General features: G+C 73.6%; 8 protein-coding genes. 7 read left to right on the top strand and 1 reads right to left on the bottom strand.

Annotated elements, in window-relative coordinates; genetic code table 11:
* Position 1 precedes the first annotated feature (1 nt).
* From ACFVYL_RS05690 to ACFVYL_RS05670, 5 genes are all read left to right on the top strand, one after another.
* The gene (locus ACFVYL_RS05690) at positions 2-1,351 is read left to right on the top strand and encodes a carbohydrate ABC transporter permease (RefSeq protein WP_389713102.1); all 1,350 of its coding nucleotides are present in this window, start codon (positions 2-4) and stop codon (positions 1,349-1,351) included.
* On the top strand, positions 1,348-2,229 hold the full coding sequence (locus tag ACFVYL_RS05685) for a carbohydrate ABC transporter permease (RefSeq protein WP_389713100.1): 882 nt from the start codon (positions 1,348-1,350) through the stop codon (positions 2,227-2,229). The genes ACFVYL_RS05690 and ACFVYL_RS05685 overlap by 4 nt, the downstream gene beginning before the upstream one ends.
* A 128-nt stretch (positions 2,230-2,357) precedes the next feature.
* Positions 2,358-4,613 carry a CDP-glycerol glycerophosphotransferase family protein gene (locus ACFVYL_RS05680; protein WP_389713099.1) on the top strand — a complete coding sequence of 752 codons (2,256 nt, stop codon included), beginning with the start codon at positions 2,358-2,360 and terminating at the stop codon, positions 4,611-4,613.
* A gap of 95 nt (positions 4,614-4,708) precedes the next feature.
* Complete coding sequence (locus ACFVYL_RS05675; RefSeq protein WP_389713098.1) at positions 4,709-5,683, top strand: hypothetical protein; 975 nt, start codon at positions 4,709-4,711, stop codon at positions 5,681-5,683.
* Complete coding sequence (locus ACFVYL_RS05670) at positions 5,680-8,508, top strand: stealth conserved region 3 domain-containing protein (protein ID WP_389713097.1); 2,829 nt, start codon at positions 5,680-5,682, stop codon at positions 8,506-8,508. Before ACFVYL_RS05675 ends, ACFVYL_RS05670 begins: the two co-directional genes overlap by 4 nt.
* Positions 8,509-8,515: 7 nt before the next feature.
* Here the strand turns inward: ACFVYL_RS05670 and ACFVYL_RS05665 are convergent, their stop codons facing one another.
* Positions 8,516-10,609 carry a CDP-glycerol glycerophosphotransferase family protein gene (locus ACFVYL_RS05665; protein ID WP_389713096.1) on the bottom strand — a complete coding sequence of 698 codons (2,094 nt, stop codon included), beginning with the start codon at positions 10,607-10,609 and terminating at the stop codon, positions 8,516-8,518.
* A 148-nt stretch (positions 10,610-10,757) separates the two neighbouring features.
* Here ACFVYL_RS05665 and ACFVYL_RS05660 point away from each other — a divergent pair, with 148 nt between their 5' ends.
* Together ACFVYL_RS05660 and ACFVYL_RS05655 are read left to right on the top strand one after the other, a co-directional pair.
* The gene (locus ACFVYL_RS05660; RefSeq protein ID WP_389713095.1) at positions 10,758-14,258 is read left to right on the top strand and encodes a CDP-glycerol glycerophosphotransferase family protein; all 3,501 of its coding nucleotides are present in this window, start codon (positions 10,758-10,760) and stop codon (positions 14,256-14,258) included.
* On the top strand, positions 14,255-15,787 hold the full coding sequence (locus ACFVYL_RS05655; protein WP_389713094.1) for a hypothetical protein: 1,533 nt from the start codon (positions 14,255-14,257) through the stop codon (positions 15,785-15,787). The genes ACFVYL_RS05660 and ACFVYL_RS05655 overlap by 4 nt, the downstream gene beginning before the upstream one ends.
* The last annotated feature ends 26 nt before the right edge of the window (positions 15,788-15,813 follow it).

Raw genomic sequence — 15,813 nt, 5'->3', positions numbered from 1 at the left:
GATGTCGTCCGCGAACGCCGGGGGCGCGCCGAAGCCGGTGACGCCCCCGGCCCCGGCCTCGCGCAAGAGTGTGACCGGCACCCGCAAGACCGTGGCGGTGCTGTTCCTGCTGCCCGCCCTGGTGCTGCTCGGCGCACTCGTCCTCTACCCCATCGGGTACTCGTTGTTCCGCAGCTTCTTCGACAAGTCGGGCGACTTCACGGCGTTCGACAACTACGAGACGCTCTTCAAGGACGACGGCATCCGGACCGCGATCAAGAACAACGCGATCTGGCTGGTCGTGGCGCCCACCGTCGCGACCGCGCTCGGCCTGATCTTCGCCGTGCTGACCGAACGGGTGCGCTGGGGCACGGCGTTCAAGCTCGTCATCTTCATGCCGATGGCGATCTCGATGCTCGCCGCGGGCATCATCTTCCGGCTCGTGTACGAGTCCGATCCCGACCGGGGCGTGGCCAACGCGGTCGCGGTGAGCGTGCACGACACGTTCGCCGAGTCGTCGGCGTTCCCGCAGGCGCATCCCGGCCTGAACTCGCCGCTGAAGTCGGCGGGCGGCGGTGCCTTCGTCACCAAGGAGCCGGTGCGGGCGGGCAGCCCGGTGGCGCTGCCGCTGACGGGGGTGGCGCCGGAGCAGATGCCGGACGGCGCGAAGTCCGCCGAGCCCGCGCGGGCCGAACCGGGCCGGGTCACCGGCACGGCCTGGCAGGACTTCACCCGGGGCAAGGGCCGGGGCAGGGCCAACGCCCCCGACACCTCCGAGTTCGGCTACTCGGGCATCAAGATCGAGGCCGTGCGCAACGGCGAGGTGGTGGCGTCCACCGAGGCGGCCGCGGACGGCACCTTCGCGCTGCCCGAGGAGGCCGACGGGGCCCTGCTGCGCTTGCCCGAGTCGAACTTCCGCGAGGCGTACAACGGTGTCGACTGGCTCGGCCCGACCCTGATCACGCCCGCGATCATCGGTTCCTACCTGTGGATGTGGGCGGGGTTCGCGATGGTCCTGATCGCGGCGGGGCTCGCGAGCGTGCCGCGGGAGCTCCTGGAGGCGGCCCGCGTGGACGGCGCCAACGAGTGGCAGGTGTTCCGTCGTGTGACGGTGCCGCTGCTCGCCCCGGTCCTCGCGGTGGTCCTCGTCACGCTCATGATCAACGTACTGAAGATCTTCGACCTGGTCTTCGTGATCCCGCCGGGCTCCTCCAAGGACGAGGCGAACGTCCTGGCGGTGCAGCTGTACAACTCGGCGTTCGGTGACCGGGACTCCGGCGTGGCGAGCGCGATCGCCGTGCTTCTCTTCCTCCTCGTGATTCCGGTGATGCTCCTCAATATTCGGCGGATGAGGCGGGAGGCGCAGCGATGACGACCCAGACGGAGATCGTCAAGGCCCGGCAGTCCGTGGGCGGGCGGATCGCCTCGGCCCTGGGCGGCACCGCACTGCGCGTGTTCCTGGTGCTGGTCGGCCTGTTCTGGCTGGTGCCGACGATCGGGCTGCTCGTCGGCTCGCTGCGGACGCCCGCCGACATGAGCGAGAGCGGCTGGTGGAAGGTGTTCAGCGCGCCCTCGCAGATGACGCTGGACAACTACTCCAGCCTGCTGAAGGACGAGACGATCACCGACTCGCTCCTGTCCAGCGTCATGATCACCGTCCCGGCGACGCTGCTCGTCGTGATCATCGGGGCGCTCGCCGGGTACGCCTTCGCGTGGATGGAGTTCCCGGGCCGCGACTGGTGGTTCATCGGCGTCGTCGGGCTGCTCGTCGTCCCGGTGCAGGTGGCGCTGGTGCCGATCTCCAAGCTCTTCGGAGAGATCGGGATCTTCGAGACCACGATCGGCGTGATCCTCTTCCATGTGGCCTTCGGCCTGCCGTTCGCGATCTTCCTCCTGCGGAACTTCTTCGCGGAGATCCCGCGCGAGCTCCTGGAGGCCGCCCGGCTCGACGGGGCGGGCGAACTGCGGCTGTTCGCGCGTGTCGTGCTGCCGCTGGGGGCGCCCGCGATCGCCTCGCTCGGCATCTTCCAGTTCCTGTGGGTCTGGAACGACATGCTGATCGCCCTGATCTTCGCCGACTCGCAGAACCCGCCGATCACGGTGGCGCTCCAGCAGCAGGTGCGGTTCTTCGGCGACAACGTGCAGATCCTGGCGCCCGGCGCCTTCATCTCGATGGTGATCCCGCTGGCCGTCTTCTTCGCGTTCCAGCGGCAGTTCGTGTCCGGCGTGATGGCGGGCGCGGTGAAGTAGGCACGTGAGCCGGAAGAGGGGGCGGCCCGGCCGGGGCGGCCCCCTCCCCCGTATGGGGCATCCGGCGTAACTCGCGGGCCCCTTCGGGCGTTTCGGGCAGTATGCCCGCGCCGACCCATGGATGTGCCGTGCCCCGGTTCAGTGTGATCGTTCCCGTGTACGAGGTGCAGGCGTATCTGCACGCCTGCCTGGAGTCCGTGCTGGAGCAGTCCTTCACCGACTTCGAGCTGATCGTGGTCGACGACTGCTCGCCGGACGCCTGCGGCGCGATCACCGACGAGTTCGCCGCCCGTGACGCACGCGTGACGGGCGTCCGCCTCCGGGAGAACGTCGGCCCCGGCCGGGCCCGCAACGCCGGCATGGAGCGCGCCACCGGCGACTACCTGCTCTTCCTGGACGGCGACGACACCCTGACCCCCGGCTCCCTGCACGCGATCTCCGACCGCCTCAAGGAGACCGGCGAGCCGGACGTCCTGGTCTACGGCCACGCCAGGACCTCCTGGTCGGGCGAGACCGTCCGCGGCCGGGGCGCGGACCACCTCACCGAGGACGGCGCCGCCCCCTTCCGCCTCGCCGACCGGCCGGGCCTCCTCGCGGAGGTCCCGCCGGCCGCCTGGAACAAGGCGCACCGCCGCGACTTCGTCGAGCGCGAGGGCTTCGCCTTCCCGCCCGGGTCCTACGAGGACATCCCCTGGACGTACCCGGTCCTGATGGCGGCGGGCGGTCTCGCCACCCTCGACCGGGTCTGCGTGCACCACCGCCGACGCCGCCGGGGCACCGCCTCGCCCACCATGCGCCGCGGCCACTTCGACGTCTTCGACCAGTACGACCGGGTCTTCGCGTTCCTCGACGCGCGTCCGGAGCTCGCCACGGCCTGGCGACCGCCGGTGTTCCGGCTCACGGCCGACCGGCTCACGGAGATCTTCACCGAGCGGGACCGGCTGCCGCGCGGCTCGCGCCCCGAGTTCCTGCGCAGGGCCCGCTCCCACTACCGGCGCCATCGCGTGCCGGGCACCCGCCTTCCGGCCCGCACCCGGCGGCGGTACGCCCTCGCACGCCTCGGCGCGCACCGGATCTACCGGGTCCGGTGGGCGGCGGCGCGCCTGCGGGAGCGCACCGGGCGGTACGCGGCCCTCGCCCGCCGCCGCGTCAAGGGCGCCCTGCTCCAGCTGCACTACCGCGTTCAGCTGCGGCTTCCGGTGCGCGAGGACCACGCCGTCTTCTCCTCGTACTGGGGGCGCGGCCACGCCTGCAGCCCCGGCGCCATCGAAGCCGCGATGCGCGAGCTCGTGCCGGGGGTGCGCACGGCGTGGATCGCCGAGCCGCGCCACCACCACACGATCCCGACGGCGACGCGCAGGCTGCGGCCCGGCACGGCCGCGTACTGGACGGCCCTCGCCCGCTCCAAGTACCTGGTGAACAACGTCAATTTCGACCGCAGGCTGGTCAAGCGCCCCGGCCAGGTCTTCGTCCAGACCCAGCACGGCACACCCCTCAAGCGCATGGGCCTGGACCTCCAGGAGCATCCGGCGGCGGCGCGCGGCACGGACTTCGACACCCTGCTGCGCAACGCCGACAAATGGGACTACGTCCTGTCGGCCAACCGCCACTCGACGCTGGTGTGGGAGCGGGCGTTCCCCGCCTCGTATACGACCCTCGAATACGGCTGTCCGCGCAACGACCGCTTCCAGCAGGCGACTTCGGCCGACGTCGCCCGGCTGCGGGCGAGCCTCGGCATCCCGCACGGCGCGATCGCCGTGCTGTACGCGCCGACCCACCGCGACTACGCCCGCGGCCAGCGCCACAGCCTCGACCTGCCCCGGCTGCTGCGCGCGCTGGGCCCGCGCTTCGTGATCCTGACCCGCGCGCACCGCTCCTACGACGCGCCGATGACCACCGGGGAGCCGTCGGGCCGGATCATCGACGTCTCGGACCACCCGAGCGTGGAGTCCCTCTGCCTGGCCTCCGACACGCTGGTCACGGACTACTCGTCGCTGATGTTCGACTACGCCAACCTCGACCGGCCCGTCGTGCTGCACATCGACGACTGGGAGGCCTACGAGGCGGCCCGCGGCACCTACTTCGACGTGCGGGACTTCCCGCCGGGCGTCCTCGCCTACAGTCAGGACGAGCTCACCTACATCTTCACCACCGGACACTGGGCGGGACCGCGCTCGGCGCAGCTGCGACGGGCGTTCCGGGAGCGGTTCTGCGCGTACGACGACGGGCGCGCGGCGGAGCGCGTCGTACGCCATGTGGTGCTGGGCGAGCCGGGCGGGCTGCCGTCCGCGGTGCCCCTTCAGGAGCGGCACCCGGTGCCCGGGGGCGGCCCACGGCCCGACCAGGTGCCGTACTCGGGCCTCCAGCACGTCTCGCACCTGTGATCCGTACCGCTCACTCCGCCGACGCGCCCCCGGCCCGCCGCGAGAATGGCGTAGCTGCGCGAGAGGTCCGGGGCAGAAGCGGTCAAAGTGGACAGATGCAGCGCATCGGGTTCACGTCCTCCCGCCTCCCCGGGCCGCCTCCCCTCGTCCGGCGGGTGCTCGCCGCCGCGCGGAGCACGCGGTTCCGGCTGGAGCGGGCCACGGCGGGGCGGACGGGGCGCGGCGGGCCCACCGGCGGGGCCGGACGGCCCCGGCCGCTCCTGGTCCCCGTACACCTCTCCCTCCGCGACAGCCGCACGCTCAACCTCGCCATCGCCGCGCGAGCCGTCCCCGAAGGGGCGCACCGCGCCCGGCTCCTGATCACCCGCGGGCACCGCAGGCTCACCGTCCCCCTCGCCCACGAGCGGCACACCGGCGGCACCCCGCTCCTCACCGCGACGGCCACCCTGCGCGACATGCGGGACGGCGTGTGGCGGCTCACCGTCGAGACGCGGGGCGCCGACGGGCGCGTACGGCGCCACGGTCTGGCGACCGCCGAGTCCGGCCCGCCGCCCGCGACGCCCACCGCGCCGCACGCCCCCGACCCGCTGACGGGGACTCTGGTCCGGGTGGTGCGGAGCCGGTCCGGGCGGGCCGTGCTGCAGGCGACGCGGTCGCGGCCGCGGGCGGAAGTGGTGCGGTTCGTGCCGTCCGGGGACGGCATCACCGTGCACGGGCGGCTCGTCGCGGGGTCCCCGGCAGGCCGGGCCGAAGCCGTGCGGCGGCGGGACGGCGTCGTCGTACCGGCCGAAGTGGCGTGGCAGCGCGAGGCGTTCACGCTTCGGGTGCCGCTCGGCGAGATGGCCGGGGCGGGGACCGGGCAGTGGGTGTGGGACTTCCGGCTCGGCCCGCACCCCCTCGGGCGGTGGCTGTCCGACGTGCGGGACCCCTCGGCGGCCTACCCGACCCCCTTCCGCGTCTTCGCGCTGCCCGGCGGCGCACTGGTCCGGGCGCACGCCCACTTCACCGCGTCCGGCGCCTTCGCGGTCACGTGCTGGGACATCACCGCCGTCACGGAGGAGAGCTCATGAAGATCACGTACCTGCTCGGGTGGGGCGACGAGATGGGCGGCACGGAGCTCGCCACGTACACCCAGGCGCGGCACCTCGCCGCGCGTCCGGGCATCGAGGTCGAGGTCGTCTCCGTCTTCAGGACCCGCGCCGAACCGTTCTTCGCCGAGGCGCGCGAGCTGCCCGTACGGCATCTCGTGGACCGCACCGTGACGCCCGAACGTCCGGTGCGGGACAGCGAGTTGGACGACGCCGCGTGCCGCACCCTCGCCGCGCTGCCCAGCGAGCTGATCAAACCGGCCTGGGAGGACGCGTTCGACCGGCTCTCGGACATCGAGATGACGGCCGCGCTCGGCACCCTCGACACCGACGTCCTTGTCACCACGACGCCCGCGCTCCTCGCCGCCGCCGTGGCGCTGGTGCCCGCGCGGGTCGTCACCGTCCACCAGGAGCACCGCCCCACCCAGCGGCGCGGCCCGTCCGGCGAACCGCTGCTCCTGCACGCGCCGCGCCTGGACGCGCTCGTCACGCTGACCGGGCGGACCCGCGACTGGATCGCGGAGTCCCTCGGCGCCACCGCCCCCGAGCTCGCCGTCGTCCCGAACGCCGTGCCCGACGGCTTCCGGCCGCGCGCGGACGGCGAGAGCAAGGTCATCGTCATGGCGGCGCGGCTGACCGGCGAGAAGCGCGTCGACCACGCCGTCCGGGCCTTCGCGCAGGTGGCCGGCGCGCACCCGGAGTGGACGCTGCGGATCTTCGGCAGCGGCCACCGCGAGCGGCACCTGCGCCGCCTCGTCGACGGGTTCGGCCTGCACGACCGGGTCGAGCTGCTCGGGCCCTGCCAGGACATGGCCGCCGAGTGGGCCAAGGCCGGGCTGAGCCTGATGACGGCGGGCCACAACGAGGCGTTCCCGCTGGTCCTTCTCGAAGCGCTCGCCGCCGGGGTGCCCGTCGTCGCGTACGACGTCCTCACGGGCCCCGCCGAGATCGTGCGCCACCGGGTCGACGGGCTGCTCGTACCGCCCGGTGAGGTGGACGAACTCGCGCGCGCCATGGACGAGTTGATGGGCGACGCGGCGATGCGGCGCGGCTGTGCGCGGGCCGCTCGCGAGGGCGTGTACGCCCGGTTCTCCTCGGGGGACGTCACCGCGCGCTGGGAGGAGCTGTACACCCGGCTCGTCGCGGGGCGCGAGCGGCCGGAGCGGCTGCGCGGGCGCGCGGACCGGGTGGCGCTCGGCGTCGCGTCCGGCGGCAGCGGCTTCCGGCCCACCGCCCCGCACACCTTCGACGCCGCGGCGGGCGCGGACGAGCACGCCCGCGAGGACGAGATCCTCGCCGCCGACACCACCGGCCGCGTGATCCGCTCGGTGGGCCGGCTCGCCGAGCGGCGCGACGACGTCCTCGCCCCGCGCATGGCCGACTGGAACCTGGAGCTCACCGCGTCCGCCCTTCAGGCGCAGGACGTCCCCTATGTCGTCGTCCGCACCTCCGGGGCCACCGCCCACACCCTGGCCGTGGCCGCCGACGACCGCGACCGCGCCCTGAAAGCGCTCGCCGCCTCGCTGCGCGGACAGCCCGTCTACGCCGAACTGGTCAACCCGCGCGACGCGCCGCCCGGCACCGTGCTCGCCGAGCGCCTCGACGGCATCGGGGAGCTGGCGGGCGTCAAGCTCTTCAAGCCGGTCACCACGACCACGCTGTCGCTGCGGCACGGCGCGGGCCTCGCCTGCACGGTGGCGTTCTGGCCGCGCACGCCCGAGGGCACCCGCCGCGCCCCGTTCGGCTCGACGCTGGCGGGCGCGGAGCTGCCCTCGCTCACCCCGACGGCGTCCCTGCGGGTGGCCGGCCGCACGTACCCGACCCTCGACGTCTTCACCGAACTCCTGGTCAAGGACGTCGACTTCCCCATCGACGCGGTCTACACGTGGGTCGACGACTCCGACCCCGAGTGGCGCGCCGCCCGCGACGAGACGCGCGGCGGCGGCGACACGTCGGCCGACAACGGGGCGGTGCGCTTCCGCAACCGCGACGAGCTCCGCTTCTCCCTGCGCTCCCTGGCGATGTACGCGCCGTGGATCCGGCACGTGTACCTGGTCACGGCGGGCCAGACCCCGCCCTGGCTCGACCGGGAGCACCCGGGCATCACGGTCGTCGACCACCGCGACCTCTTCGCCGAACCCGACGCGTGCCTGCCGACCTTCAACTCACACTCCATCGAGTCCCAGCTGCACCGCGTCGAGGGCCTGTCGGAGCATTTCCTCTACTTCAACGACGACATGTTCCTCGGCCGCCCCACCACCCCGGAGACCTTCTTCCTCAGCAACGGCCTCGCCCGCTTCTTCTGGTCGTCGGCGTCCGTGCCCGCGCTGCCGGTCGCGCCGGACGACGAGGGGTACCTGGCGGCGGCGAAGAACAACCGCGAGCTGCTGCGCCGGGAGTTCGGCAGGACGACGACGCACAGCTTCTTCCACGTCCCGTACGCGCTGCGCCGCAGCGTCCTGCGGGAGATCACCGAACGCTTCCCCGAGCAGCTGGCGGCCACGGCCCGCAGCCGCTTCCGCTCCCGGAGCGACATCGCGCTCGTCTCGTCGCTGCACCAGCACTACGCGTACCTCACGGGACGGGCCGTGCCCGGCTCCATCGCGTACGACTTCGTGGACATCGGCGACCGCGCCGACCACGCGCGGCTCGGGCGGCTGCTGCAGAACCGCGACAGGACCGCGTTCTGCATCGGGGAGTCCCCCGACGGGGGCGTGACGGACGAGGAGATGGCGCTCGCCATCCGGTCGTTCCTGACGGCGTACTTCCCGGTGCGCTCGCCCTACGAGCTGCGTTCCGAGGCCTGAGTTTCGCTCAGGAAGAGCCGCTCAGGAAGAGCCGCCGGACCACGCGTTCGGCGGCCTTCCCGTCGTCGTAGGGGCAGAAGCGCGCCCGGAACGCCGCCCGCAGCTCCGTCGTCTCCGGGGTATCCCAGCCGCCGAGCCGGAACAGTCCGGCGAGCTCGTCCTCGGTGGTGGCCACGGCTCCGGGGGTCTCGCCGGGGTGGCCGGAGAGCAGGTCGAAGTAGGTGCCGCGGGCGAGCCGGTAGGCCTGCCAGTCGGGGGCGTAGGTGACGATCGGACGGTCCAGGCAGGCGTAGTCGAACATCAGCGACGAGTAGTCCGTGACGAGCGCGTCGGCGGCCAGGCACAGCTCCTCCACGCTCCCGTGCCCGGTGACGTCGACGAGCTGCGGGTGGCTCTCCAGGCCCGCGTCGGCGCCGTAGAAGTAGTGGGCGCGCACGAGCACGACGTACGAGGGGCCGAGCCGCTGCGCGAAGCGCCGCAGGTCGAGGCGGGGCAGGAAGCCCTTCTGGTAGTCGCGGTGGGTGGGCGCGTACAGGAGGACGGTCCGCTCTTCGCCGATCCCCAACTGGGCGCGGACCCGCGCCACTTCATCGCCGCCGGCCGTGAAGTACACGTCGTTGCGCGGATATCCCGCCTCCAGGGCCCGGTAGGCCCCGGACGGGTAGACGCGCTCCCAGACCTCGGTGGAGTGCGGGTTCGAGGAGAGGCTGAAGTCCCACTGGTCGGTGTGGTCGAGGACCTTCTGGAAGCTGATGCCGTGCGTGCCCGCCGGGTAACGGCGCTGGTCGAGGCCCATCGTCTTCAGCGGGGTGCCGTGGTGGGTCTGGAGGTAGACCTGGCCGGGGCGCTTGGTGAAGCCGCCGGGGAAGCTGGAGTTGTTGACGAGGTAGGTGGCCGTGGCCATCGTCTGCCAGTAGCGCCGGGAGCCCTCGATGACGTACTCGACGCCCGGCGGCACCTGGTGCTTGTTGCGGCTTGAGACCACCCACACGCCACGGATGTGCGGGGCGAGTTCGCGGGCCTTGGCGTGGATGGCCGCCGGGTTGCAGGAGACGCCGCGGTTCCAGTAGGCGCCGTAGACGGCGAGGTGCGGGTCGAGGGAGCGGCGCAGGTCGCCGCGGTAGGCGGCGCGCATGGCGCGGGCCCGCAGCTTCTTCTTCTGCCGCTTCAGCTGCCGGGTGACGCGCAGGCGCCGCGACTCGGCCTTCCGCAGCCGGTCGTACGCGGCGTACGAGGCGGCGGCGAGCGCCTTGCCCGCGGCCGTGCGCGGCTCCGTCCCGCCCTGGTCGTGGGTGCGGTAGGTGTGGGAGGCCGCGTGGAAGAAGTCGCGCCGGTCGGCCTCCTCGATCCGGCCCGGGTCCTCCAGGACGGCGAGCAGGTGAGCGGCGGCGTGCGGCAGGAGGCGGGCGCGCTCCTCGGGCCCGGCGGCGGCGAGCAGCTGCCCGTACCGCTCGACGAGGGCGAAGTGGGCCCGCCCCGGGGTCTTGGAGAAACTCCCGGCGCGCCGCTCGCGCCAGCGCACGCACGGCCGGTCGAGGACGGCGAGGCGCTCGCCCGCGCGCAGCGTCGCGGTGTGCACCGGCACGACGTCCTCGTAGGCCCCGGCGGGGAAGGCGAGCCGCTGTTCCTGCCAGAAGCCGCGCCGGAAGAAGCGGTTCCAGGCGGCCGGGGTGACGGCCAGAGGGTCGCCCGAAAGGTCGTCGCCGCCGGGGCGGACGTTCTCCCACCAGTCGACGCGGTCGTGCGCGCAGAGCAGGACGTCCGGCTCGCCCGCCGCCGAGAGGGCGGCGTCGGCGGCCTCCAGCGCGCCCGGCAGGAGCAGGTCGTCGCCGTCGAGGAAGAGCAGGTGGTCACCGGTGGCGTGCTCGGCCCCGAGCGTGCGGGCCGGGCCGGGACCGGCCCCTTCGGCGAGGCGGAGGACGTGCGTGCGCGGGTCGCGCTCCGCGTACTCCGCGGCGATCGCGGCACCGGCGTCGGGCGACGCGTCGTCGACGACGATCAGTTCGAGGTCGCCGAAGGACTGGGTGAGCACCGAGTCCAGGCAGGCGCGCAGGTATCCCTGGACGCGGTGGACGGGGACGACGACCGAGAAGCGCGACATGGACACCGACCGTAGCCAGCGGGACACCGCCTGTCGAAGACCGATCGTCACTCGTTGGGGTGGTCGGCGGCGCGGAGTATGACCGGGGGGAGCCGCGAGCGGGCAAGGGGGATGAATATGCCCTTATCCCCACGAAAGGCCGGTCCCTGTGCAGCCCCGTCTCAGCGTCGTCGTACCCATCTACAACGTCGAGGAGTTCCTGGAGGAGTGCCTGGAGTCGATCGCCGGGCAGACCGTGGACGGGCCCGGCCTGCTGGGCGGGCCGCAGGGGCGCGGCGGTCTGGAGTGCATCCTCGTCGACGACGGCTCGACGGACGGCAGCCCCCTCATCGCCCGCGAGTTCGCCGCCAAGGACCCCCGCTTCGTCTACGTCCGCCAGCGCAACGCCGGACTGAGCGCCGCCCGCAACACCGGGGTGCGCAAGGCCTCCCCCACCGCCGAGTTCCTGACCTTCGTCGACAGTGACGACGTCGTCCCGCACGACGCCTACGAGCGGATGATCGCGAGCCTGGACGAGACCGGCTCGGACTTCGCGAGCGGCAACGTCTGGCGGCTCACCGAGCGCGGCCGCTCCCAGGCCTGGCAGTACAAGTGGCTGACCGAGCCGCGCGCCCGCACCCATATCGCCCGCGACCTCGACCTGCTCTCCGACCGCGTGGCCTGGAACAAGGTGTTCCGGCGCTCCTTCTGGGACCGGCACCGCTTCACCTTCCCCGAGGGGAAGCTCTACGAGGACACCCCCGTCATGATCCCGGCGCACTTCCTCGCCGGGTCCGTGGACGTGCTCAGCGACCACGTCTACTACTGGCGGGTCCGCGAGGGCTCCATCACCCGGCGGCGCACCGACGTCAAGGGAGTGCGCGACCGCATCGCGGCCTGCGCGCACGTCAGCGCCTTCCTCGCCGAGCACGCGCCGGAGATGAAGAAGACGTACGACGCCTCCTGCCTGCGCGACGACTTCGTGTACTTCCTCGAAGGGCTGCCGATGGGCGGCCCCGAGTACCGCGCCGCGTTCACGGCGGACACCGCCGCGTTCCTGCGCCGCGCCGACCCGGACGTGCTCGCGGGACTCCCCGTCGACCTGCGCGTCAAATGGGAGCTCGTCCGCGCCGCGCGCACCGCCGAACTCATCGAACTGCTCACCTTCGAGCGGACCAACGGCACCGCCTTCCACGTGCGCGGCAAGGTGCGGCGCCGCGCCGCGTACCCCGGCGTCGGACCCGTCCCCGAGAAGCTGGCGCGCGTCGGGCGGGACGACCTGCCCGTCGTGGCGCGGGTGGGCGAGACCCGGTGGGACGCCGAAGGAAAGCTGCGCATCAGCGGATACGCGTACGTGCGCAACCTGGCGGCGACCCGGCCCGGCCACTCCGTCAAGGCGGGCCTGCTCAAGTCGGCCCACAGCAGACGCCGGATCCGCCGCGTGCCGACGCGGACGGTCGCCGCGCCCGAGGCCACCGAGCAGTCGCGGCAGCGGCTGCACTGCTACGACCTGTCCGGCTTCGAGATGACCGTCGACCCCGAACAGCTGAAGACCGGCGGCCGCTGGCGCCCCGGGAACTGGCTGCTCGGCGTGGTCGTCGCGGGTCACGGCACGGTACGGCGGGCCGCCGTGCGCGCCGCGGAGGGCGCGTCCTCGCAGTCCGTGGTCCGGGAACTCGGCGACGGGCTTCGGCTCGTCCTCGGGTTCAGCAAGGGCCGGCTCGTGCTGCGCGTCCAGGAGTACGCCGCGCGCGTGGACGCCCACCGGCTCGACGGGGACGACGTGGTCCTCGCCGGCTCCCTGCCGGGGCGCGCACGCCCCACGCTGCTCCGCCTCACCCACGCGCACACCGGGACGGACTTCGACTATCCGGTGCGGGTCGCCGGGGACCGCTTCGAGGTCCGCGTGCGCCTGGGCGACCTGGAGGGCGTGGCGCCCACGCCGCACCTCGCGCCCAAGGAGGTCGAGCCGCCGCACGGCGACCGCTGGCAGGCCAACCTCGTCCTGCCCGACGGCACGCTGAAGTCCCTGGCCGCCACCCTCGACCTGCCGCCCGGCCGGTACGCCTCACGCGCCGGCCGGGAGCTGTGCGCCACCGCCAACGACCGGGGCGGCCTCGTCGTCGAGCTGACCCGGCAGCCGATGGCCGACCACGTCGCGTGGGGCGCGGACGGCACGCTGACCGTGGCGGGGCCGATGGCGGCGGCCAGCTGGACCGAGCCCGAACTGGTCCTCCGGCACAGCGGCCGCGACGAGGAGCTGACCGCGCCCGCCACTCAGGAGGACGGCCGGTTCCGCGCGGTGCTCGCGCCGGGCGGCGGGGCGCTGCGGGAGGGCCGCTGGTACGCGTTCCTGCGGGAGGCCGCCTCGTCCGCCGACGGCGCGGGCGAGCGCACCGAGGACGGCATGCCCGTACGGCTGCTCGCCTCCGCGTCCGCCACGCTGCCCCTCCACCGGACCGTCCAGGGGCGGGAGTTCACCCTGGACCGGCGGTTCGGCGACCGGCTGCTCGTCGTGGCGGGGTCGGTGCTCCCCCGCTCCGAGCGGGGCGCGTACCGGCGGCACAAGCTGCGCACCGTCCACTACCCGGCCCGCCGCGAGCTGCCCCTGACCGACGCCGTCCTCTACTTCGACGGCGACTCGCCGCGCGCCGTCCACGAGGAGCTGCTGCGGCGGGGCGCCGGCGGCGAGCACCTGTGGGTCACGCACGACCAGCAGACCCGCGTCCCGGCCGGCGCGCGGGGCGTCGAGGAGCACAGCGCCGCCTGGTACGACGCGCTGGCCCGCTGCCGCCGCATCGTCACCGCGGGCCACCTGCCGGACTTCTTCGAGCGCCGCGCGGGCCAGACCGTCGTCCAGACATGGCACGGCGCCCCGCTCAAACGGATCGGCACCGACCTGACCGACACCCTCTACGCCGACCACGGCCACCTCGACGCCCTGCCCCGGCTCTCCCGCCAGTGGGACGTGCTCGTCTCGCCCAACCGCTTCTCCACCCCCCACCTGGGGCGCGCCCTCGCCTACGACGGCGAGGTCCTCGAGGCCGGTTCGCCGCGCAACGACGTGCTGTTCGCCGAGGACCGCCAGAAGGTCGCCGACCGGGTCCGCCGCGAACTCGGCATCGCGCCGGACAAACGGATCGTGCTGTACGCGCCGACGTACCGGGACCATCTCGCGTACTCCCCCGGCCGGTTCCGCTACGAGCCCGCCCTCGACTTCCGCGCGGCCGAGTCCGTGCTCGGCGACGACCACGTCCTGCTGGTGCGCAAGCACCCGCTGGCGGCGGGCCGGCTGCCGGGCGCCCGCGCCCCCTTCGTGCGCGACGTGTCCGCGCACCCGCGGGCGGCCGAACTCCTGCTCCTCGCCGACGTCCTGGTGACGGACTACTCCGCGCTGATGTTCGACTTCGCGCACACCGGGCGCCCGATGCTCTTCCACGCCTACGACCTGGAGCACTACCGCGACACGGTGCGCGGCTTCTACCTCGACTTCGAGACACACGCGCCCGGCCCGCTGCTCGCCTCCACGGGCGAGGTCGTCGAGGCGCTGCGCGACCTGGACGCGATCACGGCACGGCACGCGGAGGCGTACGCGGCGTTCCGCGAGTCCTACTGCGATCTGGACGACGGGCGGGCCGCGGCCCGGGTCGCGGAGAGGCTCATGCGGTGAGCGGCGCGCTGCTCACCCGGCGGATCTGCCACGGCGCGACGGCGCTCGGCGGTGGCGCCCGCCGCCGTCCCACCCCCTACCTCGTGTTCGGCGGGCTCTTCTGGCTGGTGATGTCGCTGGCGTTCTGGCGGGTCCCGATGTGCTGCGACTTCGGCCAGCACGCGGCCGTCGTCGAACGCCTGAAGGAGAACCTCCTCCACCCCGCCCACCCGATGGCACGCCTTCCGGGCCACGGCAGCCCGTACTACTCGCCGTACGCCGTGGCGCAGGGCCTGTTCGCCAAGGTGACGGGCGCGGCGGGCTGGGAGGTCGTGAAGCTCTCGGGCCCGCTGAACCTGCTGGTCCTGCTCACCGGCATCCGCCGCTTCGTCCGCGTCCTCACACCCCGTCCCTGGGCCCCCGTGCTCGCGCTGGCCGCGATGGTGCTGCTGTGGGGCACCCGGATGGCGTGGTGGAGCGGCTATCTGGGCCTGATGTCGATGACGGGGAACCTCGGCTACCCGTCGACGTTCGCGATCGGCCTGGCGTTCTGGGCCTGGGCGTGGGCGGGGGCGCTGGCCCGTGACGCGCGGCCCGGCTGGTGGCCGTACGCGGGGCTCGGCGCCCTGTGCGGGCTGATCCTGCTCATCCATCCCATCTCCTCGGTGGCGGCGGTCATCGGCGTCGTCGCGTTCGCCGCGTCGGGCCGCACGGTGTGGCCCTGGGTGGCAACGGCCGTCAGCGCGGCGGTGGTTGCGGCGCTCTGGCCGTACTACAGCGTGTTCTCCCTCGTCGGGGACGAGTCCGTCGACTGGATCCACCGCCAGCTCTACACCGAGATGCCCCAGCGCTTCTGGCTCGCGCTGCTCGGCCTGCCCGCCCTGTGGCTGCGCCTGCGCAGGGACCGCAGGGACCCGCTGGTCCTGATGTTCGCCCTGGAGTGCGCGGTCGTCGCGTACGGCTGGGTCAGCGGCCACTACACCTACGGCCGCATCCTCGGCCTGACCCTCGTGCCCCCGCAGTTCGCCCTGGCCATCGAGCTCGCGGCGCCCCGCCCCTGGGGATGGCGCCGCGGCGCGCTCGCCGGGGCCGCCGCGCTCGGCGCCTGCGTCGGGTTCTTCCAGATCCAGGCGGGCGCCGTCGTGCCGCGCGCCCTTGACCCCATCGGCTTCGACCAGCCGCCGCGCTGGCCCGGCTACGGGTGGGCCGTCGGCCACCTGCGCAAGGGCGACGTCGTCCTGACGAACGGCTACCGCCCCACCCGCTCCGTGCCCGGCTACGGCGCCAACCTCGTCGCGCCCGCCTGGCCGGACGCCTCGCTCGACGAGAACGTGCGGGCCCACCGCCTGGCGGCCGTGCGCGCCTACCTCGACCCCGGCTCCACCCGTGCCGAGCGCGCCGCGATCGTCCGCCGCTACGACGTGCGGTGGCTGCTGCTCACGCCCGGCCAGAAGGCCCCGCCAGAGGCGGTGGTCGTGGACTGGAGCCGGCACACCGGGGAAGTGCTCGCCCGGGTTACGGGAGGGGCAGCCGGGGCACCCGATGACTGATGCCGGATGTGATGCCTCCTGCCGCG

This window comes from Streptomyces sp. NPDC058308, assembly GCF_042880275.1.
Classification (GTDB): domain Bacteria; phylum Actinomycetota; class Actinomycetes; order Streptomycetales; family Streptomycetaceae; genus Streptomyces.
The sequence above is the reverse complement of the archived record's forward strand: the minus strand, read 5'-3'. Positions and strand labels throughout refer to the sequence as shown.